Consider the following 23722-nt stretch of genomic DNA (forward strand, 5'->3'; position numbering starts at 1 on the left):
AGCGGGTGGTTTCTGATGCGGCGCGCTGCGCGCCCCGCACAGGCTAAAGCCTCTAGCAAAAAGGCCCGCCACCGTAAGCGGTGACGGGCCTCAACGGCACGGTTTGCGCGCTGGCTCGAGCTACGCGTTCTTTTTGCCCAGCTTAGCCTTGACCAGACCGACCACGGTCGGGATGATCGACACGGCAACGATGCCGACAATCAGCAGCTCAAAGTGCTCCTGCACAAAGGGGATACCGCCAAAGAAGTAGCCCAGCAGTGTAAAGAGCGTCGACCAGGTAATACCACCCAGTACGTTGTAGACGACAAAGTTGCGCCAGTGCATGCCGCCCATACCGGCGATAAAGGGCACAAAGGTGCGGATAAACGGGAAGAAGCGGCCGAGGAAGATGGCCAGGTGGCCCCACTTGTCCAAGAAGTCCTCGGACTTTTTGATGCGCTCGGGCGTCATAGCCTTGACCTTGCCCGAAGCGATGATCTTTTTGCCAAAGAAGTGACCGATCATAAAGTTGCACTGATCGCCCAAAATGGCAGCGGCCCATGCGATGGCCAGCAGGGCCACGATGTTAAAGCCACCGTTGTGGGCAAAGAAGCCCGAAGCAAACAGCAGTGAATCGCCAGGAAGGAACGGGAAGAACACCACGCCCGTCTCGATAAAGATGATCAGGAACACGCAGCCGTAGGCCATAAGCGGGCCGGCGGCGATCCAGCTGGCGATCGCGGTGCGCGGATCCTTAAGCAGCTCGGCGATAAAATTGATGAAACCCATGAAGTAAAACCTCTCAGTTGTGGGCGCGGATACGTCCAAGTTGACCAGTATACGGTTGCGGTGCCCCCTCGTGCGCAACCCCACAAAAGCATGACTCCATTACCAGCAAGTTTGCATAACTCATAACTAACACTTGTCGTGCAAAGCCGCCAAGATTGTTCTTCCTAATCCCTAGCGAATCGCTATACTTTATTGAATCGCATTGCCATGGCGCTAAGGGAGGGCGGCCGGTGAGCTTTATCAATACCATTCGCGAGGACATCAAGACCGTCCAAGCGCAGGACCCCGCCGCGCAAAACGGTCTGGTCATCTTTCTTTCCTATCCTGGCCTGCACGCCAAGTGGAACCACGTGCCCGAGCACTGGCTGTGGGAGCACGGTCATCGCTCGCTCGCCCGCGTGCTCTCGCAAATCACCCGCCACATCACCGGCGTCGAGATTCACCCTGCCGCGCAGATTGGCAAGCACTTCTTTATCGACCACGCCATGGGCGTCGTCATCGGCGAGACCACCATTGTGGGCGACAACTGTGTGCTCTACCAGGGCGTCACGCTCGGCGGCACCGGCAACGAGACCGGCAAGCGTCACCCCACCCTGGGCAACAATGTCACGGTGGGCACGGGCGCCAAGGTGCTCGGCAACATCCGCATCGGCAACAACGTCAAGATCGGCGGCAACTCGGTCGTCGTTAAGGACGTCCCCGACAACTGCACCGTCGTGGGCGTGCCGGGACGCATCATCAAGCGCAACGGCTGCCGTGTGTTCGAGGAGAGTTTCGACGCCAAGCAGCATCGCGAGTACATGCCCGATGACGCCGCCGAGCAGTCCGCCCTCAACCGCCAGGGCATCACCGAGAATGCCCGCCGCGTCAAGGAACTCGAGCGAGAGGTGGCCGAGCTCAAGGCCCTCGTCGCCAAGCTCGTGGACGAACGCTAGGAACGCAAGCGGCACAAAACGACATCGGCATCAACGCAAAGGCGCGCCAGGGAATTCATCCCCGGCGCGCCTTATTTGTGATGTGGCAAAGAGACTGTCCCTTTGTCACATTATGCGAACTGGCTCAGATAGAGGTCGGCGTAGGCACCCTCGGCAGCCAGCAGCTCCTTATGCGTGCCCTGCTCGATAATGTTGCCGTGATCCATGACCAAGATCAGGTCGGCGTCCACGATCGTCGACAGGCGGTGCGCGATCACAAAGCTCGTGCGCCCGCGCATGAGCGCGTCCATGGCACGACCGATGGCAAGCTCGGTACGCGTATCCACGCTTGAGGTCGCCTCGTCCAGGATGAGAATCGCCGGGTTATTGAGCAGCACGCGTGCGATGGTCAGCAGCTGACGCTGGCCCTGGCTGATGCTTTCGGCATCGTTGGCCACGCGCGTGTCGTAGCCCTGCGGCATGGTGCGCACAAAGAAGTCGACCTGCGCGGCGCGCGCAGCCGCCACGATCTCCTCACGCGTCGCCTCGGGACAGCCGTAGGCGATGTTTTCGGCAATCGTGCCATCGAACAGCCAGGCGTCCTGCAGCACCATGCCAAACTGCTGCCGTAGCTCGCCGCGGTCCATGCGGCTCGTATCCACGCCGTCGAGCGTAATACGCCCGCCGTCAATCTCGTAGAAGCGCATGAGCAGGTTGATGAGCGTCGTCTTGCCCGCGCCCGTGGTTCCCACCACGGCAATCTTCTGGCCCGGCTCGGCGGTAAACGACACGTCGTGCATAAGCGGCTTGTCGGGCGAATAACCAAAGCGCACGTGCTCAAAGGAGACGCGACCCTCAACGCGACCCGGCAGTTTGGCGGCCTCGTCCGGCAGCGGATCGGCCTCCATCTCGGGCTCATCGAGCAGGTCGAACACGCGCTCCGCACTCGCCAACGCGCTCTGCAGCGAGTTGAAGGTAAACGACAGCTGCGTCATGGGTTCGGACGCCTCGTAGATAAACTGGAAGAACGCCTGGAACACGCCGACGGTCATGTGACCGGCAACCAGCATGCTGCAGCCCACCAGCGCGATCACGATCTGCGCCAAACGGCCGATAAAGCGCACCGCAGGGCCGACGGCATTGATCATAAAGTCGGCCTTGGCACTCACGCGTGCCAGCTCGCCCGAGGCCTGGTGCACCTCGGCAGAACTTTGGCGTTCGCGGTTAAACGCGCGGATCACCAGACGGCCCGAATAGCCTTCCTCGACCGCACTCGTAATCTTGGACACCCACTCCTGGCGCTCGCCCGTCACATCGTGTGTGCGGCGCGAGACGACCTTCGTCACCAGCAGCGACAGTGCCGTAAAGAACAGAAAGACGAGCGTAAGCTGCACGCTGAACACGAACATCACGCTCACAGCACCAACAACCGTGCCGATCGACACGAGCAGCTGCAGCAATCCGCGCTGCATGCTCTCGGACATCTTGTCCAGGTCGTTGGTCGCGCGGCTGACGACCTCGCCGGGACGATGCGCGTCAAAATAGGCGAGCGGCAGACGGTTGAGCTTTTGCGCGATGCGGTTGCGCAGGCGCAGATTGAGGCGTTCGGCCACGCTCGACATCAAAAAGCTCTGGAGCGCGTAGAACGAAGCGGCGGCCGTCCAAATCAAAAAGTAGATGAAGATAGTCCTGCCGCAGTTCTCCCAGGTGATGCTGAAGGTGGCGTTGTTGACAAACGCTACCTGAATGTGGCCCCACAGCTCATCGATCACGCGGGCGCTATATGCCGGCGCGGCAGTGTTAAAGATGACATAGAACACAATGCTCGCGAACACGATATAGAAGCGCCAATGGTCGCCGGCGGCCTCGCTCCACAGGCGGCGCACCGTCGCCCAGGTATCCCGAGGTGTCTCGTCCTCGTCTTCGTCGTCCACGTCGCGCATACGCTCTGCCTCGGCGCGGGCGCGCTCGTCCTCGGCACGTTCGTTTTCCTCGTAGAGCGCTTGGCGGCGAGCCTCGCGCTCGGCTGCAGCCTTGGCGGCGTCATCCAGCTCGGTCGACGCGGCAGCCGTTTCCTCGACCAGTCCCGCGGCAGCGGCGTCATCAACGCCGCCCTGCTTCTTGAGCTCCTCGGTCATGCTACTCACCTCCCTTCATCTGCGATTCCGCGATGGCACGGTACACCTCGCAGGTTTCCATAAGCTCGCCATGCGTGCCCAGACCCACAACCTCGCCATCCTTGAGCACGACGATCTGGTCGGCGTGCAAGATCGTCGAGATGCGCTGCGCGATGATGAGCACCGCGGCATCGCGCGTCTCGTCTTGCAATGCATGGCGCAGGGCCGCATCGGTCTTAAAGTCCAGGGCCGAAAAACTGTCATCGAAGATATATAGATCGGCATGCTTCATGAGCGCACGGGCGATTGCCAAACGCTGGCGCTGGCCGCCCGAAAAGTTCGTACCGCCCTGGGCAACCGGGGTATCGAGCCCCTGCGGTTGGTCGAGTACAAAGGTGCTCTGGGCAACCTCAAGCGCGTGGAGCATGTCGCCCTCGGTCGCGCCTTCGTTACCAAAGCGAAGGTTGCTCGCCACCGTGCCCGAGAACAGCCACGCCTTCTGCGGCACATAGGCAATGCGCCCGCGGATTTCGTCTTGCGTAAGCTCGCGCAGGTCCACACCATTCAGGCGAATGGAGCCCTTGGTGGCATCGTGGAAGCGCAGCAGAAGCTTTGCCACCGTCGATTTGCCCGAGCCTGTCGAGCCAACGATCGCAGTCGTCTGACCGCGACGGCAGGCAAAGCTCAGGTCGCACAGGGTGTCCTCGTCGGCATCGTCAAAGCGAAACGACATGTGGTCGAACACGGCCACCGCATCGGCTTCGTCTTGGGGCTCGCGCGCCCCGTCATCCAGCGTGCGCTCGCCATCGACGATGCTCGGCTCAATCTCCAACACCTGCTGCGCACGGTTCAGGCACGCGGCAGCACGCGGAAGCGTCAGCACCACCATCTGGGCCATCATCACAAAGAACAGGATCAGAATTGCATACTCCAGCACCGCTGAGATACTCGCGATCTGCATGGCGTGGGCGCCTACGCGGTTGCCGCCCACCCACAGCACCGCCACCTCGGCGATGTTCATCAAAAAGAAGCTTGAGCTGTCGAGGCCCACAAACAGGTGGTTGACTTTGATGGCGTTGGCGGCGTATTCGCTAAACACCTCGTCCAGACGCCGTTCCTCGTGGCGCTCCTTGTTAAACGCACGGATGACGCGCACGCCCACAATATTCTCGCGCAGCACCACGTTCATGCGGTCGATAAAGCCCTGTAGGCGCATAAAAATCGGCGCCGCGTTGGCAACCGTAAAGACCGCCGCCACCAGCACAATCGCAACGACTACGCCCAGAAGCGTGCCCATGGCGGGATCGATAAACCAGGCGAAGATGATGCCCGCCACAGCCAAAAACGGCACGGGCAGCACCAGCTGAATCGTCTGCAGAATCGCCTGCTGAATCACGTTGATGTCGTTGAGCGAGCGCGTGATCATCGATCCGGTGCCAAAGCGCTCAAAATCGCTGGCCGCGAGCTCGAGCGATTTGTCGTACACGGCATTGCGGATATCGCAAGCCACGTTGGCGGCCAGGCGCGCCGAAAGATAGCAGCCCAGCACCGTGCCGCCGCTAGCCATGCTGGTCGCGATAAACATGTATAGGCCGTTGCGTAAAATGTAGTCGATATCGCCCGTGGTAATACCGGTGTTGACCATGTTCGCCAGCATCGTGGGAACCAGCAGCGTACCGACGTTATCCACCAGCAGCACCAGCAGCGTCACTGCGACAAGCCCTCGATAGGGCTTCAAAAACCTCATTAACAGTCGCACGACTCCCCCTCACCTTGATTCTCGGCTTGGCTCTCGGCAGCGATATGCTGCTTAAAGGCATCGCACTCATCGCCGAGCACCTGAGAGAATTTGCCGATCAAGCGCATAATCTCGCGCTGCTCACATGGCTCAAGCGCGCCAAAGGCTCGCTGCTCGGCCTTGAGTGCCGGCAGCGCATAACGCTCGGCAAATCGCCTGCCCTCTTCGGTCAGGCTCACAACCTTGTTCTTACGACTGCCTTCGGCAAACCCCAACGTTGCGAAGCCCCGCGCCGTCAAGGTTTTAATTGCCGAGTTGATGGTCTGCTTGCTGTAGAACCATTCGCTTGTCAGACGGCTTACGGCAATACTGCCGCCCGTCGTGCTAGTGTCGACGAGCATCCAATAGGCGCAGTCCGAAAGGCCGCAGGCGCGCGAGAACTCCGAATAGATATGGTCGAGTCCATTGAGCAACCGATCGAAGTCGACCAGCGTAACCGCACTATTCATCTATCCCACCATTCAATTGTCCGATTTTTGACCAATTATGTGTCTCTAGATTAGTCCGAGTTTTGACTATCGTCAACAGGCTCTCCGCAAATGCGTGCATTTTTATGGCCTATCGGCAGAAAAAGACCGCCGGCGCGGGGGCGGCGCCAGCGGTCACGTGAAAATCGGGTTTTATTGCCTGTCAAGCGGCGACGGCCTCATAGACCGTAGCGCCCGAGAAGCTGTCATGCAGGCTCTTGCCGGCAATCCACGGCAGCTCGACGACCTCGCAGACCGTGTTGACCAACTCAGAACAGTCAGTAAAGTGGCCCTTGTCGTTGAGGGCCTCGCAATCCTGAACACGCCAATAGCCATCGGTGTGCGTGATGTAGTACTCGTGATCGTTGATCGACACGAAAGCGCGCGTCTTGGAACGCAGCAGCTTCAGAAATCCTTCGAAATCGGTCTCGACGACATCTCCAGCCTGGAACATGATGTTACCTCCTGGCCCGGCGCCACCACGGCGCATTGATAAACGTTGGTACTCCTTTAGTAAAACCTTTATCAGAGGTTATGCGTTCGTCATTTAGGCAAGTGGTAAAAAACCGCAGGGTAGACGGGATAAAACGTTTAACCATCCCATTTGTTTGTCACATTCTGAAGGTACTTTTATGCAAACCTACTTTCCCAATTGGAATCTATCCTTTTGGCCGGGCAATTGACCGTCTATCGTTTGAGCCCGACGGGTATGAACGGGGCATCTGCAACGCCACCGCAAGGAGACACCATGGAGACTATCGAAGCACTCATTCACCGCCGCAGCTGCCGCAACTACAGCGATCGTCCCGTCGAGGCCGAAAAGCTTGCACGTATTATCGAAGCCGGCCAATATGCACCGAGCGGCATGGGCCGCCAGCCGGTGACGTTTGTCGCCGTCACCGACCTCGCGACCGTCGAGCGTCTCTCGCAGCTCAACGCGCAAGTCATGGGCAGCAACAGCGACCCCTTCTATGGCGCCAAGACCGTTGTGGTGGTGCTGGTTGACCGCAGCGTGCCCACACATCTGGAAGACGGCTCGCTCGCCATGGGCAACCTGCTCAACGCTGCCTATGCGCTGGGCGTTGATTCGTGCTGGATTCATCGCGCCCACGAGGTTTTCGATTCGCCCGAGGGCCTGGAGCTACTGGCCAGTTGGGGTCTACCCGCCGACGGCAGCCTGCGCGGTGTCGGTCACTGCATTCTGGGCTATGCCGAGGACACGCTGCCCGAGCCCAAACCCCGCCGCGACAACGTGGTCTACGTAAGGTAATTAGTTCCGCCATTCTACCGAACGGCGGGCTCGTTGACGCTGCGCGGGCCGCATTCACGCCAATCTGACGTTCAATTTCGAGAGCGCGACCAGAAGGTCAGCGCCCTCTCATTTCACGTCACCTTGGCGCAAATGCGGCTCGCTCGCTTTTGGCGACTGACATCGAATGAGCCACTGTCTTGGGCAGCTAAAAAAGCCCCGTCCCAAATTAGCTGCCCCACTCGCAACTTATCCCGCCGATGGAGTTATTGCCGTTTCGCTCGTCTGATTCGCATCGACGTCGTCGCCTTGCTTGTCTTCGTCCTTTTGCACATCGGCGATGGTGGAGGCCGCCGCAACGATACCGCGCTGGGGCGCGACGCTCGTCTGGGCCTGAGCGCCCTCGACAACTTCTGTACCTACATGCGCGAGCTCGGGCGATTTAAACATTGCGTCCAAGTTGGCGCCACCGCCGGCATATCCGAGCGCAGCGAGCGCGATGACAATCACTGCAACGGCGGCCACGATCGGCACGTAGCGATGCCAGCCGGCGGGATTGAGCCCGCTGCGGCGAGCCGCCCCGCGGCTGATGTAGCCGAGCGTTCCGTCGTGCTTGAGCTTTGAGCCCACCACGCGTTTGCGGCCCCACAGCGAGGACTCTGCCTGCATTGCCAAGCGGGCGCTTGCCGAAGGATAGCCGTATTTAGTGCGCTTGAACGAGCCATCAAACCCCGAGGCGTGTTTGCCCCACGTCACCGATGTTGTGCGTCGGTTGACCGGCGCGGCACTCCGCCTTCTGCGGCTCGGTTTTGAAGTCTCAGCCATATGCCCTCGCACGCCGTAACCAAATCGAAACAATAACGCTTTGGACTGTAGCACACGCGTCGCGTGCGGTCACGGGCGCCTCGCTCAACGGTCATCGTCCTTCAGCAAGCGCCACAGCGTTGTACGGCTTATGCCCAGCACCTCCGCCGCACGGGTTCGGTTGCCGTGGAGATGGTCTACAACCAGATGCGCGATATCTCGCTCGGTATCGGCCAGCGGTCGCAGGATATACAGGTCACTTTCAAGCGTCGGGGCGCCAAAGGTTGCGGTCTTAATCACGTCCTCTTGGGCGAGCACTTCCTCCGCCACAGCGCGGTCCACCGTGCCCGTCCCCACCAATATATACAGTCGTTCCGAGACCTCGCGGAGCTGCAGATAGTTGCGCGGCCAGCGGTAAGCATCGAGCGTCTTCGTCGCCGCGGCAGACAGCGTGGGCGCTGCCGTCCCAAATGCATCAGCGAGATATTCCAAATAGCGCGCGACCTTCGTCGACGCGGCTCCCTGCTCGGCGATTGCCGGCGCGACGCTCACCGCACAGGCGAAGCGCTCGGTCACAAAGGCGGCTTGATCACTTTCGCCGCCGCCCGGCATGTCATTCGCCGTCAGCACCACATGGCAGCGCGTCGCCAACGCGGTGTCGGTCATCGTGGAGACCAGCTCGCGGAGGCGCTGGGGGCCAACCGCGTTCCAGCCCTCAATGCAAAGGGTCAGCCCCATTTGGAACAACGGCGATTCGACGCTTTTGAGTACATGGCGCCAACCGCGCTCGGTGAGTTCATCGAGCGCGACGGAAACAAAGGGTTGATCGGCAAAAGGACCGTCCAGATAGAGGCGCTTGGCGATCTCGACCTGACCCGCTCCCAGCTCGCCCTCGAGCATAAGAGGCACACCGCGCGCGTAACTCTCTGCAACCGGCGCAGCCACCGAGGCCGCCCCCTCAACGATGCCGTACGCGCTCGATTCGTAGCGGGCCTCAACTTCGTCGGCGTTGAGCCACTCGATGCCCGCATGCGCCGCGACACCGCGCACCTCGCGGACCACGACGACCCAAAGCCCCCCGCCCTCTTTGTCGGTGGGGCGAACGGTCAGGCTCAGGCGCGCACCCGCACGCCCCATAACCAGACGCGCGCCGTCTCCTATACGGTCGAGGCGCTCAGCTACAAAAGCCGCCACATCCCGCTCAAGCGCCGCGTCATTCATGGTCGAGATCGCGACGTCCCCACGCGCATCGATTGCCAATGCCGAGGCCCCGGCAGCAGCTAGGGCATCGGTCAAGATGTTCAGCTTGGCATCGCTATCCATGATTTGCCCCTGTCCGCGGCGACGTGCAACCGCCGACGGTCGTACGACCGAGTGTTTCAAAATTGAACGATATTGCTCACCAAACACTATAGGGCAGAAAGCGCCGTCCTGCGAGTATAGGTGTTGCCCCGCATCGCCATCCTGGCGGGGCGATAAGAGCTCTTCGGGACTTATAAACCTGCGGACAAGCCATACCCGCAAGAGCTCCTATCGCTCCACCGCAGGCATGCGCTCACCAGCACGCAAATAAGCTACTTCTCTACCAGATTCCCAGCACGTGCTGCATTCCCAAACTCATGCACGCAATGCCAATCCAGCAGCAAAAGCCCAGCGCGATGGGCTTGCCGCCCTTTTTGACCAGCTCGACGATATCGGTATTAAAACCAATAGCCGCCATGGCCATCACAATAAAGAACTTCGACAGCTCCTTGATGGGCGCCGTGATGGACACAGGAAGCTGAAACACCGTGGTGATCACGCTCGCCAGCACAAAGAACAGCACAAACATGGGAAACGCGCGTTTAAGCGAGAACGTGCTCTTTGCGTCGCCACCGGCCTTGCGTGCCAGATGCATCTGCCAGCATGCGAGGACCAACGTGATGGGAATAATGGCCAGCGTCCTGGTGAGCTTGACCACCGTGGCGCTCTCGAGCACATTGGCGCCGGGATGCATGCTGTCCCAAGCGCTCGCCGCAGCCGTTACGGACGAGGTGTCGTTGATGGCGGTACCGGCAAACAGGCCAAAGCCCTCGTTGGTCAGCCCGAGCATGCCGCCGAGCGTCGGAAACACGAGCGCCGCGATAACGTTAAACAGGAAGATGACCGAAATAGCCTGGGCAATCTCGCGATCGTCGGCATCGATGACGGGTGCGGTCGCGGCGATGGCAGAACCGCCGCAAATCGACGAACCCACACCCACAAGCGTCGCGATCTTGCCCGGCACGTTCATGACGCGGCAGAGCACAAAGGCAATGACAAGCGATGTCGAGATTGTCGCCACGATAATCGGCAACGACTGGGCGCCCTTGGACAGAATCTGGGAGAGGTTCATGCCAAAGCCAAGCAGGATAACCGCGTACTGCAAGACTTTTTTGGACGTATAGGTAACGCCGGCGGCGAGCTGTTCGCGACGATTCTTGGGAAAGACGAGCGCCAGGACCATGCCAAAGAGGATGGCAAATACCGGACCGCCGACCACCTCAATCTGTTTGCCGAGCAACGTCGCGGGAATGGCGATGATCAGGCAGAACAAGACGCCTTTCCAGCGCTCGCGTACGATGTTTGCCAGTTGCATATGGGATTCCTTCTTTCTATTTCACGTTTGCGACGGCTTATGATACGGCAACATTGAGCGCAGCCTTGCGCAAACACAGACTAAGATGCCGCAATAGTTCTCAGGCAACAGCCGAATTACCCACCGCGGAGAGCTGATTCGCGGCATAATTAACAACTGACATATGAGTTTGATAGAACAGTTGCGAGACGCTATGGAAGAATCGATGCACGTCGGCGAGCAGGAAACGAGCCTACAGGACCAGTCCTACCACACCATTCGACGCAAAATCGTCTACCTGGACTACAAGCCGGGCGAAAAGCTGGGCGTCAAGCAGCTTTGCGACGACCTAGATATGGGTCGCACGCCCGTGCGCGAGGCTTTGGTTCGCTTGGCGCAGGAAGGCCTGGTGCGCACCGTGCCCCAGAGCGGCACCTACGTCTCACCCATCAACCTCACCCTTGCCGAGAGTGCCTGTTACATCCGCGAGCATCTGGAAAAGCAGGTGATTGTGGAGTGCTGTGCGCGCGCCACGTCGGCCGGCATCGAGCAGCTCGACCGCGCCATCGCGCTGCAGGAAAAGGCCATGGCCGAAGAGGATCGCATCGGCTTCTTTTTGAGCGACAACCTCATGCATCACATGATTTTTAGCATCGCATGTCGCAGCACCGTGTGGTCGTGGCTCGAAGAGACCAATGCCGACCTGGAGCGCTTCCGCTGGCTGCGCGCCGCCACGCAGGTTCTCGACAATCAGGACATCGTGAACGAGCACAAGCAGATTCGCCGCGCTATCGCCGGTCGCGACCCCATCGAAGCGAGCTTTTTGGTCAGCAAGCACCTGCACATGATGTTCCGCAACCAGACCGAGGTTCTGGACCAGTTCCCCGAGTACTTCGAGACCAGCAAGCTCCGCTAACCTGCCAAAACCACCACAAAGGGGACAGTCACCTTTGTGGTGGTTTCTCCGTACAAAAAGGCCCGGCTCCGTCTGATGACGCGGAGCCGGGCCTTGGTCGTTAGAACGGCGGAACCAACTACTCGACAGTAACGCTTTTCGCCAGGTTACGAGGTTGGTCGACGTCGCAGCCGCGCAGGATGGCGACCTCGCGGGCGAGCAGCTGCAGCGGAACGCTCGCCGTGATGGGGCTGAACACGTCGCGGACGGCCGGCACGCGGATGATGCAGTCGGCGATCTTGTTGATCTCCTCGTCGCCCTCGGTGGCAACGACGATCACCTTGGCGCCGCGGGCCTTGCACTCCATAAGGTTCGACACCGTCTTGTCATAGGTGGCACTCTTGGTGGCCACGGCGATAACGGGGAAGCCCGGATCGATCAGAGCGATGGGGCCGTGCTTCATCTCGCCGGCAGCGTAGGCCTCGGCATGCAGATAGCTGACCTCCTTGAGCTTGAGCGCACCCTCGTAGGAAATAGCGGCGCCCATACCGCGGCCGACGAACAGTGCCGATTGCGCGTCCTTGCACAGCAGGGCGGCCTCATGCACGGCCTCGGTCTGGGTATCCAAAATCCACTGGATCTGCTCGGCCGTATCGGAAAGCTCGCGGAACAGCATGCGCGCCTGCTTGGTGGTCAGGCGGTACTTGACCTGCGCTAGCAGCAGAGCCAGCAGCGTCAGGCTCACGACCTGGCCGATGAAGCTCTTGGTCGAGGCGACCGCGATCTCCTTGTTGGCCTTGGTGTAGATGACGCCGTCGCTCTCACGCGCCACGGGGCTGCCCACCACGTTGGTGATGCCGAAGACCTTGGCACCCTTGATGCGCGCGTCGCGAATGGCGGCAAGGGTATCGGCCGTCTCGCCCGACTGGGACACGGCAACGACAAGCGTCGTCGGCGTAATGATGGGGTTGCGATAACGGAACTCGCTGGCCGCCTCCACCTCGGTGGGGATGCGAGCCCAGCCCTCAATGAGATTCTTGGCAATGAGGCCAGCGTGATAGCTGGTGCCGCAAGCGATCACGTAGACGCGGTCGATGTCGTTGAGTTCCTCGAGCGAAAGGCCCAGCTCGTCGATGTCGAGCTCGCCGGCCGGCGTCATACGGCCCACCAGCGCGTCGCGCACCACGCGCGGCTGCTCGTGAATCTCCTTGAGCATAAAGTCGGGATAACCGCCCTTTTCTGCCATGTCCAGGTCCCAGTCGATGTGGGTGACCTTGGGCTCAATCACGTTGCCGGCCTCGTCGGTATACTCGACGCCTGCGGGCGTGAGCTTGGCAAACTGACCGTCCTCGAGCACCACGACGTCGCGGGTTGCGTCGATGAGCGCGATGACGTCGGAGGCGACATAGGCGCCGGTCTCGCCCGCGCCGACCACGATCGGGGAATCCTTGCGAGCCACGGCGATCACGCCGGGCTCGTCAGCGCACACGGCGGCCAGACCATAGGCACCGACCACGTGGGTGCAAGCCTCGCGCACGGAAGCCATCAGGTCGTGCGTCTCGGCATAAGCCTCTTCGATCAGATGCGCGAAGACCTCGGTATCGGTCTCGCTCTTAAAGTGGTGGCCGCGGTCCTCCAGCTCTTCGCGCAGCTCGGCGAAGTTCTCGATGATGCCGTTGTGAACGATGGCGATACGACCGTCGCAGCTGGTGTGGGGGTGAGCGTTAACGACCGAAGGCTTGCCGTGGGTGGCCCAACGGGTGTGGCCGATACCGCAGGTGGCGTCGCTGTCAATGTTGGAAAGCTCGCTCTCCAAGCCCGCGACCTTGCCCACGCGGCGGATGACGTCGAGGTGCGCCGCGGCGCCCTCGCCCACCTCGAGCGCGACGCCCGAGGAGTCATAGCCGCGATACTCCATACGCTTGAGGCCTGTGACCAGGATGTTCTTTGCAATATCAGAGCCGGTGTAGCCGACAATTCCGCACATAGGATAAATCCCTTCGTTCGCGTGACTGCAAGACGTCCACGCACAAAGGGCGCTGAGACGTACAACGTTCGAGTATTGTACTCACGCAAACGCAAGCTGATATACCAGAAGTGGTATCTCAACTTAGATACCACTCGATGCACACACGTCCAGCCGGTCCAAACCACCACAAAGGTACCTGCCCCCTTCGTGGTGGTCGCGCTGGCAACAGCGTTTCCCCAGATAAAACCTGCCAAAATAAACCTGTCCCTTTTTGGAAGGTTTGGGATGCTACAATCTGGCTTGTACTTGAAACGCATCAAAGGGGCCGCTATGGCAAAGGTTAAAATCAGCGACGTCGCGCGCGAAGCCGGGGTTTCGTTGGGCACGGTTTCCAACGCGCTCAACCATCCCGAAAAGCTGCGCCCCGAGACCCTCAAGCTCATCAACGAGACCATCAGTCGCCTTGGCTACCTGCCCAACCAAAGCGCTCGTCAGCTCGCGGGCGGCGCCACCAAGTCCTTTGGCCTGGTGCTCCCCCGTCTCGATCACGGCTTTTCGCTCCAAATCGCCAGCGGCGCCCACAACGAGGCCCGCAAGCACGGCTACGACTTGCTCATCGCCAACGCCGATAACGACGATATTCTCGAGGACCATTACCTGCGCTACTTTATGGGCACCCAGATGTCCGGCGTCATGGTTCAGCCCATGGCATCCCCCGACTGGCACCCCGCCATGACCAAGATGCCCGTGCCGATCGTCCATCTGGACATCCATTGCTCTGAGCCCGGCTACTACGTAGCGGCCGACAACGAGGCCCAGGGTCGCATCATTGCCGAACTTGCTATCGCCCGCGGCGCGCACCATATTGTCGTCGTCGGCCGAGCAGCATTTATGCAACTCACCCTGCGCGTCCTTGGCATTCATAAGGCGCTCGCCCTGCACCCCGATATCAAGATCGAAGTCATCGACGCCGGCGAATGGAATACCGCTGCCGACGGCTACGGCATCGGTGCCCAAATCGCCGAGCGCCCCGCGGACGAACGTCCCGATTTTGTCGTCGGTCTGACCGATGTGTTGGCCTCGGGCGTCGTTTCGGCACTGGTCGACAAGGGCATCTCTGTCCCCGGGCAAGTACGCGTGGCCGGATGCGACGGCAACCCGCTCGCTTGGAGCGGATCGGTCCCGCTCACTACGGTAGCGCCCCCGGGCTACGAGATTGGCCGCAAGGGTGTCCAACTGCTGATGGAGCAAATCGAGAACAAGGCCCCGGCAAAGATCAAGCATATCCGTGTCGGCTCCGCAGCGCGTACCGTCACCGCAGTCGCCGCCGAGGATATCAACCGCCAAGAACTGGTACGTCCGTTCCTACTGGAACGCGCCAGCACCCAGGCAAGCAGCCAGACCGACGCCACGGCCATCAACCTCGGTGCGTATCTATAGCACGCCCGCGAGTATGCTAAGTCGCCGCTTAAGCAAAAGGGGCCCGACCATTGCCGGACCCCTTTTGCTTAAGCGCAAACGTAAGCAATTGCTCGTTTCAACGCCGCAATTGTCTAGCGCACGGCCTTGACCGCCGCCGCCAGATCGAACAGCGTATCGAGCACGGCCTCGCAGCCATCCACCACGTCCTGCGGCAGCGGCACGATATCGGGGACGGCAAAGACATGGCAGCCGGCCGTAATGCCCGAGACGCAGCCGTTGCGCGAATCCTCGACCACGGCACATTCCTCGGGAGCAAAGCCCGCGCGCTCGCAGGCAAGCAGATACATCTCGGGGTCGGGCTTGCCGTGCACGACGTCCTCGCCACACGTTACCGTTTCAAACTTGTCAAAGAGGCCAACCATCTTAAGGTTGCGCTCGGCCGTAACGAGGCGCGACGACGTCGCTAGACCAACGTGATAGCCCGCAGCCAGCAGCTCGTCTAGGCACTCGGCGGCGCCGGCCTTAAGTTCCAGTTCGGTCTTGACCATCTCGTCGCGAATCTCCTTGTGGCGACGATAGATCGCCTCGGTGGTTTCGTGGCTGCCATAATGTTTATCGAGGATGTCCATAACATCGGGCAGCGTGCGGCCGATAAACTGATGGATCAGCGCTTCATCAATCGCGAGCCCCAGCTCAGCGGCGCCTGCCTTCCAGGCCTTAATCCCCAAACGCTCGGTATCGACCAGCGTTCCATCCATGTCAAAAATAACAGCCTTGATCATATCGGTCCCCCATCGACTCTCGCTGTCGCGTTGCTGTAACTCTACCGCATTTGGCAACTTGTATATAACGTATATACCATATTGCACTTTCGTTACATAGGTAGAAGTCTTATGGCAAGTAACGCATTAGGATTATAGTTTTCGATCGAGTACTCAACGATAAGGACCGTTTTATGATTTTAGACACCACGGCACCCGCAGAGGAGCTTCAAGACAAGCTATCGGCGCTCGAACAGCTGCTTTTGGCATACGGGCGCGTGGCTATCGGGTTTTCCGGCGGCGTTGACAGCAGCTTTTTGGCCGCCGTATGCGCCCGCATCATGCCTACCAATACCCTCCTCGTCCATCTCACCACGCCGCTCATCGGCACGCCCGAGCAGGCCTCGTTTGAGCGGTCCGTTGATGGACAAGCCAATGAAGGGGCACATTTTAAGCTCCCCGTGCTCAATCTTTCGGTCGATCAGCTGCAGCTCCCCCAAGTAGCCTGCAACGATGCTAATCGCTGCTACCACTGCAAGCACGCCGGCTTTACCGCCATCGTCAACCACGCCAAGTCGCTCGGCTTTCCCACCGTCATCGATGGCAGTAATGCAAGCGATCGCGGTGACTACCGCCCCGGCATGCGTGCGGCAGAAGAGCTCGGCGTACGCTCACCCCTTATGGAGGTCGGCTTTACCAAGGACGAAGAGCGCGAGCTGCTGCGCGCATGGGGCTATCCCGTTTGGAACCTGCCGGCGGGAGCATGTCTTGCCACCCGCGTCCCCACGGGCGAGGAGCTTACGCGCGAGAAGGTCGATTTAATCCGCGCCTGCGAGGATTACCTGCACGATCTTGATCTGGCACAGGTACGCGCGCGCTTGATCGGCGGCTGCATGCATATCGAGGCCGCACCCGCAGATGTCGCCAAGATTGCTGCCCTCGGTGGCAACGCCGTCGATGCCGAGGGCAAAACCCCGCTGCCCGCCGTTATCGAGTCCGCGCTGCGCGAACTGGGCTGCGACCATATCTCCCCTGAGGTCACCCCCTACATCCACGGCAACATGAACCTTTAGGTTACGCCGTTTTACAAACGGCGTAACTGCTCGGCGCTGCGCAGGCCCCGGGCACGGCAATCTGACGTTCAACTTCACGGGCGCGACCAAAAGGTCAGCGCCCGCTTGTTTCACGTCACGTTACCGCACCCGGAGCCTGCTCGCTCGCATATGCTCAACCTGGACTGCGTTAACTGACCTACCAAAAAGAGACAGGTTTATTTTGGCAGGTTTTATCTGGGGAAATATCGCGAGACAATCGCCCCTCCAGCACCCATCTGGCCTCGAGAGGCACTAGAGAGGTGACCCGGCTGCATCTACTTCTTCCGATATCGGCGGTTACGACTCGTCGATGAACCCATTACTTCGATGAGCCCTTTATCCGCCATTTTTGGCAGATGGTAACGGACAGACGAAATTCTGACCCCCGATGCAACCGCTATTTCTCGCGCCGTCATATCCACTTCGGCGCTGAGAGCCTCCAGGATCCTATCCGCCGTCGAAGCTGACGGTTCTCTGTTCCTATCGATAATTTCGAACGTGTCTTTGCCGCATTTTGACAGGGCATGTTTATCTACAAGGTCCCCGCAGATCAGGCGAATGTCATCCGAATCCCACTTCAGGGCCTCTCGTATTTTTTGAACATCGCATACGCACCCATGCTCCCGCATAAACATGAGCAATGTTTCTTCGCGATCCGTCAGCTCGGTGCCCACATGGTTCTGAATCCACGTGCGGTTTTCAGCAAGCTCCGCCCCGTGCCGGGAAAGCAGCACCGTAAACGAATCGGCCTTAACGATAAATTTCGGCCTGCCAAGCGAACGAGACTCCATCTCGCGAATCATAGCCGGGATACCAGATCCCTGGCTTTCCGCAACGGCCCCCTCGGCATGCTCTAACGGCGTCGCCCCCATTAGGCTCATGAGCTTTGGGTTTCGGCAGCGCGATTCCCCGTCTGCAAGATTGTCCACCGTCTTTCCGCCCCAAAGGCCGCCAGGGTTTTTGATCTCTATTCTGTCTGGATAGATATCGACACTCACGGCCTGCCCCACAAACATGGGCGAATATTCTCGATGGATGCAGGCATTTGCCAAGGCCTCGCGCAAAACCTCCTGGGGAACTTCCCAATCCTCCCTTCTGCCAGCGCCTTGCACTATCGTCGCTTTGCGCAAGTTTCGTCCAATCGCGGCAAGGGCATCTTCGATGCAAGCCGGAATCGGGCCATCGCACAACTGGCGGTCAATAAACCGGGGTTGCCCGGGTGCAGATTTTTCCACATCGGAATGAACGGCGACATCGATCATCAGTTTAGGATAGAACTGCTGGGGGTAAATTCCCGCCGACAGAAGCCCCGCGAGCTTCACGGCACCATCCTTTGTAGTGATATTGAGTCTGACCAGCTGCTTTTCCAGCGTATCGGCCCCGCGCAAAACGCGCGGGGTCTGCAGCCGGCGATTTGCGATAATAGACCGCACGACATCTGGATCCAAATCCTCGACCGTTGCCTCCGAAACCACCGTTCCGTCTGCATCGCTCGGAAGCAACGCACTCTGCAGCTCATATAGCTCAGCGGGTGACATCTTGATATCTTTATCATCCACGCGCTTGTAGCTACCGTTCTGCACGCCGCGCGCGCCGATATAGCAAGGCTTCGCTTTAAGCTCAAGTTCAAAGATGCGCACCAGAAGCACCTGGAGCCCGTCGACCTCGCCTCGATCAAGCTCATACCGCGGCGCATGGGCCACCACTGCCGCTGAGCCTCCGTCTCCGATACCCGAAACAAACTGATCGCGCACCCTATCGATAGCAAAGTTAGCCGAAGGAACAAATCCTTCGGCCTCGTTCAGGCCCAAAATAATGAGCCCACCCGCAGTGTTCGCAAAAGCGCTCACCGTCTCCCATACGTCTGCGCTCAATTTATTCGTGCAGGCTTTAACTTCTACCGATGCGTCATCAGTCCCCCGCCTGCGAAGGCGCTCAACAATAAGGCCAAGAGGTTCATCCAGCAGCATTGGCATTCCGTCTCTCTAAAACGATAGATTTATCTCTCTAAAGTATAGTATATCTCTCTAACTTTAGAGAGATAGGTACCTTATTTTAAAGAGAAATTTAGAGAGATGCATCAAATTCACTGCTAGATTGCCTAAGGTTATCTCTTTAACTGGCTTTCTCTTTAGAGAGACATTTAGAGAGACGAGCGCAACCTCTCTAATCATGGGCTCCTCTCTTTAAAGTGCGCACATCCCAACCGCACCTTAAGCTGCGGTGAAATAACTCACGATCACCCACCGAAAAGGGACAGGTTTGTTTTGGCAGGTATCATTTGGGGAAACGCCGAATAGCTTCATATACACAACCGCCGCAGCTCCATATGAGGCAAATGAATCCGTAGCATTTGTCCCAAATCTTAAGTATTTGTTCGACAGAACGGCCCCTGCTGGCTCCTGCTAGACTGGTAGACTCCCAACCGTCCATCCAGGAGCCTCCATGTCGCGCAAGTCCGCCTACAAGCAAGTACTTTCCATCGGCACCGCCGTGGTGCTGGGGTTTGCGCTGTTCACAGGATCGCTCGACGGAGCGCCCAAGCTGTTGTCGCCGCAAAGCGATGAGCAGGCAACGGCTCTGGCCGAGAAGCAAAACGAGAGTCCCAGCCGTACCGACGACGAAGCGGACTTGGTCGCCCGACTCGAATCGGGAACAGCGAGCTCCGAGGACTCTCAAAATAGCCAAGGCTCTGGCGATGGCTCCGATTCCGCCGCAACCGACACCGGTGACGCTGCCTCCGCGGATAGTGCCGCCACCCCCATCGACGAGGTCGAAAACCCCGATCTCGACCGCGCCCGTGGTGTATACCTCAGCAGCATTCCTGACTACGCGGGTAACCCCTACGTTGCCCTTCGCGCCGACAGCATGCACCCGCTCGGCATGCCGTCATTCACACTCGATGAATACGAACGCGCTGCAGAAGAGGGCTGCTTTAAGAAATTCTCCAAGCTCGATAGCCTGGGCCGCACCCGCAAGGCGCTCGCCTGCGCAGGCCCCGAATCACTCGGCCAGGGCAAGCGCGGCGATATCTCGCGTATCCATCCCGCCGGTTGGCACCAGCAGCGCTACGACTTTATTCCGGGCCAGAGCCTCTACAACCGCTGCCACCTCATCGCCTGGTCGCTCTGCGGCGAAAACGCCAACCGCAAGAATCTCCTCACCGGCACGCGTTATCTCAACGAGACGGGCATGCTGCCGTTTGAAGAGCAGATTCTCGGCTACATCCGCGATACGGGTAACCATGTGCTCTACCGTGTCACGCCCATGTATAACGAAGAGGAACTTGTCTGCCGTGGCGTGCGCCTTGAGGCGCAATCGGTCGAGGACCACGGCAAGACCCTCTGCTTCCACGTATACTGCTACAACCTGCAGCCGCACGTGCAGATCGACTACGCCACCGGCCGCAACCAAACCTCGGGAGTTTAGGGCCGACCAAGCTGCCCGTAACCCAAAAAATGATCCGTTTTCCTCCGTCCCCAAGGAATCAAATAAGGCCGCCCCGGTTACCCAGGGTGGCCTTTTCGTCAGCACCTACATTGCAGGCAAAATCGCACGCTACTTGGCGCGACCCTCCTCATAGCGCTCCACCAGCTTGGCCTGAACGTCATAGGGAACCTGCTCGTAGCCAGCGGGCTTCATGGTAAAGTCGCCCGTGCCGCGCGTGATGGAGCGCAGGCGCGTCGAATAATCCGTCAGCTCGGCCAGCGGTGCCTGGGCAATGACCACGGTATCGCCGCGCTCATCGGTCTCCATGCCTGTCACGCGACCGCGCGATGCCGAGATGTCGCCCATCACGGCGCCGGCGTAGCTCTCGGGGATAGTCACCGTGATTTCCTCGATGGGCTCCAGCACCACCGGATCGGCATCGGCGCATGCCTTGCGCAGGCCGATGCGAGCCGCCGCGCGGAACGCCATCTCGTTGGAGTCGACGCTGTGATACGAGCCGTCGTACACAGCCACGCGAATGCCCGTGAGCGGATAGCCGGCAATAATACCGTCCTTCATGGTCTCCTGGACACCCTTGTCCACGGCGGGGATCAGCGAGCGCGGAATACGGCCACCTACGACCTCGTCCACAAACTCATAGCCATCGCTCGTGCCGTCGGGCCCAATGAGCGGCTCAACGCGCAGCCAGCAGTCGCCATACTGACCGGCGCCACCGGTCTGCTTCTTGTGGCGGCCCTGAGCGCTCGCCGTGCGGCGGATGGTCTCGCGATACGGGATGCGGATCGGCACGCTCTTGGCAACGACCTTGGTGCGGTCCTCCAGACGGTTGAGCAGCACCGAAACCTGCGCCTCACCAACGGCGGAGATAATGGTCTGGCCGGTCTCCTCGTCGCGGTCGATGCTCATGGTCGGATCGGCCTTGCAGGCCTTCTCGATAAACGTGTAGAGCTTCTCTTCGTCGCCGCGATTCTCGGCCTCGATGGCAATGCGGTACTGCGAGTTGGGGAACTTAAACGCCGCAGCCTCGACCTTGCCGGTAATCGAGAGCGTATCGCCCGTCTCGGCCGCCAGCTTGGGTGCCACGATAATGTCGCCGGCATAGGCGTGACCGACCTCGGTCATGTCGCGGCCGCACATCACATACAGGTGAGCCAGACGGTCGCCCTTGCGGGTACGCGCGTTGATCAGCTCAAGACCCGGCTCAAGCGTACCCGTCAGCACCTTGATAAAGCTGATGCGACCCTGCTGCGGATCGGCCAAGGTCTTAAACACAAACGCCACCGGACGGTCATCGTCACTCGAGATCTTAAGCGAATCGCCGTCGATAAGCGGCATCTCACCGTAGTCGGTCGGCGCCGGGAAGTACGTCGCGATGTCGTCCATCAGCGAGTTGACGCCCTGCTCCTTGATGCAATCGCCCGCAAAGACCGGCACAAAGATGCGCTCGGCAATCGCCTTCGACAGCAAGCCCTCAAGCTCCTCCTGCGTCAGCGTCTCCTCGCCTTCCAGGTACTTCATCATCAGCTCATCGTCGGCCTCGGCCACCAACTCGCACAGATGGTCATGGGCCTCCTCGGCCTGGGCACGATACTCCTCGGGAATCTCAGACTCAACGGCTTCGGCGCCGTTGCAATGGCGCGCCTTCATGCGCACCAGGTCGATGATGCCATCAAAGTCCTCGCCCTCGCCCCAGGGAAGGGTCACGGCGCCCAGTCGCGTGCCAAAGCGCTCCTGCAGCAGGTCCATCGTGGTCGCAAAGCTGGCCTCGGAGCGCGACAGGCGGTTTACGAACACCGCACGCGCCAAGCGCAGGTCCTCGGCGGCATACCAGAGCTTAACCGTCGTAGGCTGCGGGCCGGCCTCGGCGTCGACCACAAACAGGGCCGTCTCGCAGACGCTCATCGCGGCAAAGGCGTCGCCGATAAAATCGGGGTAACACGGGGCATCGAGCACATTGATGCGCGCGCCCTTCCAGTCGATCGGTGCAATGGTCGTCGAGATGGAAAATGCACGCTTGACCTCTTCGGGGTCATAGTCGAGCGTGGGCTTGGTGCCGTCGTGGCCGCCCAGGCGGGCGGTCTTGCCAGAAAGGTGGAGCATGGCCTCGGCGAGTGAAGTCTTGCCCACCCCGCCTTGGCCTACGAGCACCACGTTCCTTACATTGCCGGTCTTGGGAGCACCCATGATGACCTCCTTGCAGGGCCGCGCGCATTGCGCGACGCCAACGGGGAGAGTTCGCGGTCGGTGCCATCCCGGGAGCAGCATGGTCGGCAGCCGAGCCGACTCACCCTCCAAATGTCCTATGCCACCACCCTACCCTCACGGGCGACCGTCCATGCACACCTTTCGGCACACGTATGAATACAGGCGGCGAGAGGAAGAGACAAGCTTGTGAGGCGATTATTGAACCCCGCCGATGCAAACAAAAAGCCGCCACAGACCGTAAGACCTGCGGCGGCTTCGCCTCAATTAATAGTTGAGCAAATACCTGAGCCTATCCCTCGATACGGCTCAAAAACTCACGCGTGCGCTGCTCGCGCGGATGGTCGATAACCTGCTCGGCCGGACCCTCCTCGACAATGCGGCCTCCGTCCATAAAGACCACGCGATCGGCAACATCGCGCGCAAACTGCATCGCGTGGGTCACGATCACCATCGTCATATTCTGCGCGGCAAGGTCTTTAATGACACGCAGCACCTCGGCCGTTAGCTCGGGATCGAGCGCCGAGGTCGGCTCGTCAAAGAACAAGATTTCCGGGTCGAGCGCCAAGGCGCGGGCGATACTCACGCGCTGTTGCTGACCGCCCGAAAGCTCACACGGAACCTTGTTCTCGTTGCCCACAAGCCCCATCTGAGCAATCAATTCATGCGCACGAGCTTCCGCCTGCTCGCGCGGGCGCTTAAGAACGCGGATCGGCGCATCGGTGATGTTTTTCATCACGGTATAGTGCGGGAACAGATTGTAGTTCTGAAACACCAGGCCAAATCGCGAGCGCGCCTGTTTAGGTACATCGCCCTTTGCGTACACCGCGCCCGAACCCGCATCCGTCGCAACCGCAAGGTCGCCAAACGAGAGCGAGCCACCGTCGAGCGTCTCGAGCAGCGTGGCACAGCGCAGCAGCGTGGACTTACCGCCGCCCGAGGGTCCGATAATCGCCACGACCTCGCCACGCTTTACCTCGAGTGAGATATCCTTGAGCACCTCATTGCCGCCAAACGCCTTGCGGGCGTTCGATATTTCCATTACCGTTCCGGACACGAGAACCTCCATGTGTTTAAAAAGTCAGCGAGCGTGTGACTGGCGAGACAATGTGCTCCGAAAGAGGAGCGCCGCGTACTTCTGTACGCAAGCGACGGTTTGAGGAGCAGATTGGCCGTCAGGCACGCGCGCAGCGTCGAGCAGTCCGCCGTTCGTTAG

The 23722-nt window shown here is 59.8% G+C and carries 19 protein-coding genes; 6 read left to right on the plus strand and 13 right to left on the minus strand.

Features of this window, described 5'->3' with window-relative positions; all coding sequences use genetic code 11:
• Positions 1–120: 120 nt before the first annotated feature.
• Positions 121–768, minus strand: a complete 648-nt coding sequence (locus LK493_RS08885; RefSeq protein ID WP_035138741.1) for a VTT domain-containing protein — start codon at positions 766–768, stop codon at positions 121–123.
• Positions 769–998: 230 nt separating this feature from the next.
• Here LK493_RS08885 and cysE point away from each other — a divergent pair, with 230 nt between their 5' ends.
• Positions 999–1703 carry a serine O-acetyltransferase gene (gene cysE, locus LK493_RS08890; protein WP_035138740.1) on the plus strand — a complete coding sequence of 235 codons (705 nt, stop codon included), beginning with the start codon at positions 999–1001 and terminating at the stop codon, positions 1701–1703.
• 110 nt (positions 1704–1813) lie between these two features.
• On the opposite strand, the gene LK493_RS08895 is transcribed toward cysE, so the two are convergent.
• The 4 genes from LK493_RS08895 to LK493_RS08910 form a co-directional block, all read right to left on the minus strand.
• Complete coding sequence (locus tag LK493_RS08895; RefSeq protein WP_227790784.1) at positions 1814–3820, minus strand: ABC transporter ATP-binding protein; 2007 nt, start codon at positions 3818–3820, stop codon at positions 1814–1816.
• Between the two features lies 1 nt (position 3821).
• Positions 3822–5546, minus strand: coding sequence for an ABC transporter ATP-binding protein (locus tag LK493_RS08900; RefSeq protein WP_227790785.1), 1725 nt, complete (start codon positions 5544–5546; stop codon positions 3822–3824).
• Positions 5546–6046: a MarR family winged helix-turn-helix transcriptional regulator gene (locus tag LK493_RS08905; protein ID WP_227790786.1), complete on the minus strand. Its 501-nt coding sequence runs from the start codon at positions 6044–6046 to the stop codon at positions 5546–5548. Before LK493_RS08905 ends, LK493_RS08900 begins: the two co-directional genes overlap by 1 nt.
• A 181-nt stretch (positions 6047–6227) precedes the next feature.
• Entirely contained in the window at positions 6228–6518 is a 291-nt protein-coding gene (locus LK493_RS08910) for a hypothetical protein (RefSeq protein ID WP_006235631.1), read from the minus strand.
• 294 nt (positions 6519–6812) lie between these two features.
• Here LK493_RS08910 and LK493_RS08915 point away from each other — a divergent pair, with 294 nt between their 5' ends.
• On the plus strand, positions 6813–7334 hold the full coding sequence (locus tag LK493_RS08915) for a nitroreductase family protein (RefSeq protein ID WP_227790787.1): 522 nt from the start codon (positions 6813–6815) through the stop codon (positions 7332–7334).
• Positions 7335–7562: 228 nt separating this feature from the next.
• Here LK493_RS08915 and LK493_RS08920 read toward each other — a convergent pair whose 3' ends face one another.
• From LK493_RS08920 to LK493_RS08930, 3 genes are all read right to left on the minus strand, one after another.
• A complete protein-coding gene (locus LK493_RS08920) occupies positions 7563–8138 on the minus strand; it encodes a hypothetical protein (protein ID WP_022094368.1) in 576 nt (191 codons plus the stop codon).
• An 84-nt stretch (positions 8139–8222) separates the two neighbouring features.
• A complete protein-coding gene (locus LK493_RS08925; protein ID WP_227790788.1) occupies positions 8223–9440 on the minus strand; it encodes a helix-turn-helix domain-containing protein in 1218 nt (405 codons plus the stop codon).
• A gap of 259 nt (positions 9441–9699) precedes the next feature.
• On the minus strand, positions 9700–10734 hold the full coding sequence (locus LK493_RS08930; RefSeq protein ID WP_161115400.1) for a YeiH family protein: 1035 nt from the start codon (positions 10732–10734) through the stop codon (positions 9700–9702).
• A 193-nt stretch (positions 10735–10927) separates the two neighbouring features.
• Here LK493_RS08930 and LK493_RS08935 point away from each other — a divergent pair, with 193 nt between their 5' ends.
• Positions 10928–11629 (plus strand): GntR family transcriptional regulator, encoded by a 702-nt coding sequence (locus tag LK493_RS08935; protein WP_226790702.1) that lies wholly within the window; start codon positions 10928–10930, stop codon positions 11627–11629.
• A gap of 118 nt (positions 11630–11747) precedes the next feature.
• On the opposite strand, the gene glmS is transcribed toward LK493_RS08935, so the two are convergent.
• A complete protein-coding gene (gene glmS / locus LK493_RS08940) occupies positions 11748–13595 on the minus strand; it encodes a glutamine--fructose-6-phosphate transaminase (isomerizing) (protein WP_227790789.1) in 1848 nt (615 codons plus the stop codon).
• Between the two features lie 312 nt (positions 13596–13907).
• Between glmS and LK493_RS08945 the strand changes: the two genes are divergently transcribed.
• Positions 13908–15017 carry a LacI family DNA-binding transcriptional regulator gene (locus LK493_RS08945; RefSeq protein ID WP_227790790.1) on the plus strand — a complete coding sequence of 370 codons (1110 nt, stop codon included), beginning with the start codon at positions 13908–13910 and terminating at the stop codon, positions 15015–15017.
• Between the two features lie 113 nt (positions 15018–15130).
• Here LK493_RS08945 and LK493_RS08950 read toward each other — a convergent pair whose 3' ends face one another.
• The gene (locus LK493_RS08950; RefSeq protein ID WP_161115403.1) at positions 15131–15781 is read right to left on the minus strand and encodes an HAD family hydrolase; all 651 of its coding nucleotides are present in this window, start codon (positions 15779–15781) and stop codon (positions 15131–15133) included.
• A gap of 173 nt (positions 15782–15954) precedes the next feature.
• Here LK493_RS08950 and LK493_RS08955 point away from each other — a divergent pair, with 173 nt between their 5' ends.
• A complete protein-coding gene (locus LK493_RS08955) occupies positions 15955–16833 on the plus strand; it encodes an ATP-dependent sacrificial sulfur transferase LarE (protein WP_195246804.1) in 879 nt (292 codons plus the stop codon).
• Between the two features lie 296 nt (positions 16834–17129).
• Here LK493_RS08955 and LK493_RS08960 read toward each other — a convergent pair whose 3' ends face one another.
• Positions 17130–18824, minus strand: a complete 1695-nt coding sequence (locus LK493_RS08960) for an ATP-binding protein (protein WP_227790791.1) — start codon at positions 18822–18824, stop codon at positions 17130–17132.
• A gap of 475 nt (positions 18825–19299) precedes the next feature.
• Between LK493_RS08960 and LK493_RS08965 the strand changes: the two genes are divergently transcribed.
• Positions 19300–20283 carry a DNA/RNA non-specific endonuclease gene (locus LK493_RS08965; protein ID WP_227790792.1) on the plus strand — a complete coding sequence of 328 codons (984 nt, stop codon included), beginning with the start codon at positions 19300–19302 and terminating at the stop codon, positions 20281–20283.
• 129 nt (positions 20284–20412) lie between these two features.
• Here the strand turns inward: LK493_RS08965 and LK493_RS08970 are convergent, their stop codons facing one another.
• Both LK493_RS08970 and LK493_RS08975 read right to left on the minus strand, forming a co-directional pair.
• Positions 20413–22488: an elongation factor G gene (locus tag LK493_RS08970; RefSeq protein ID WP_117582930.1), complete on the minus strand. Its 2076-nt coding sequence runs from the start codon at positions 22486–22488 to the stop codon at positions 20413–20415.
• Positions 22489–22798: 310 nt separating this feature from the next.
• Entirely contained in the window at positions 22799–23563 is a 765-nt protein-coding gene (locus LK493_RS08975) for an amino acid ABC transporter ATP-binding protein (protein ID WP_321573282.1), read from the minus strand.
• Between the last annotated feature and the right edge of the window lie 159 nt (positions 23564–23722).

The organism is Collinsella aerofaciens (assembly GCF_020709435.1).
In the GTDB taxonomy this organism is placed as follows: Bacteria; Actinomycetota; Coriobacteriia; order Coriobacteriales; family Coriobacteriaceae; genus Collinsella; species Collinsella aerofaciens_AU.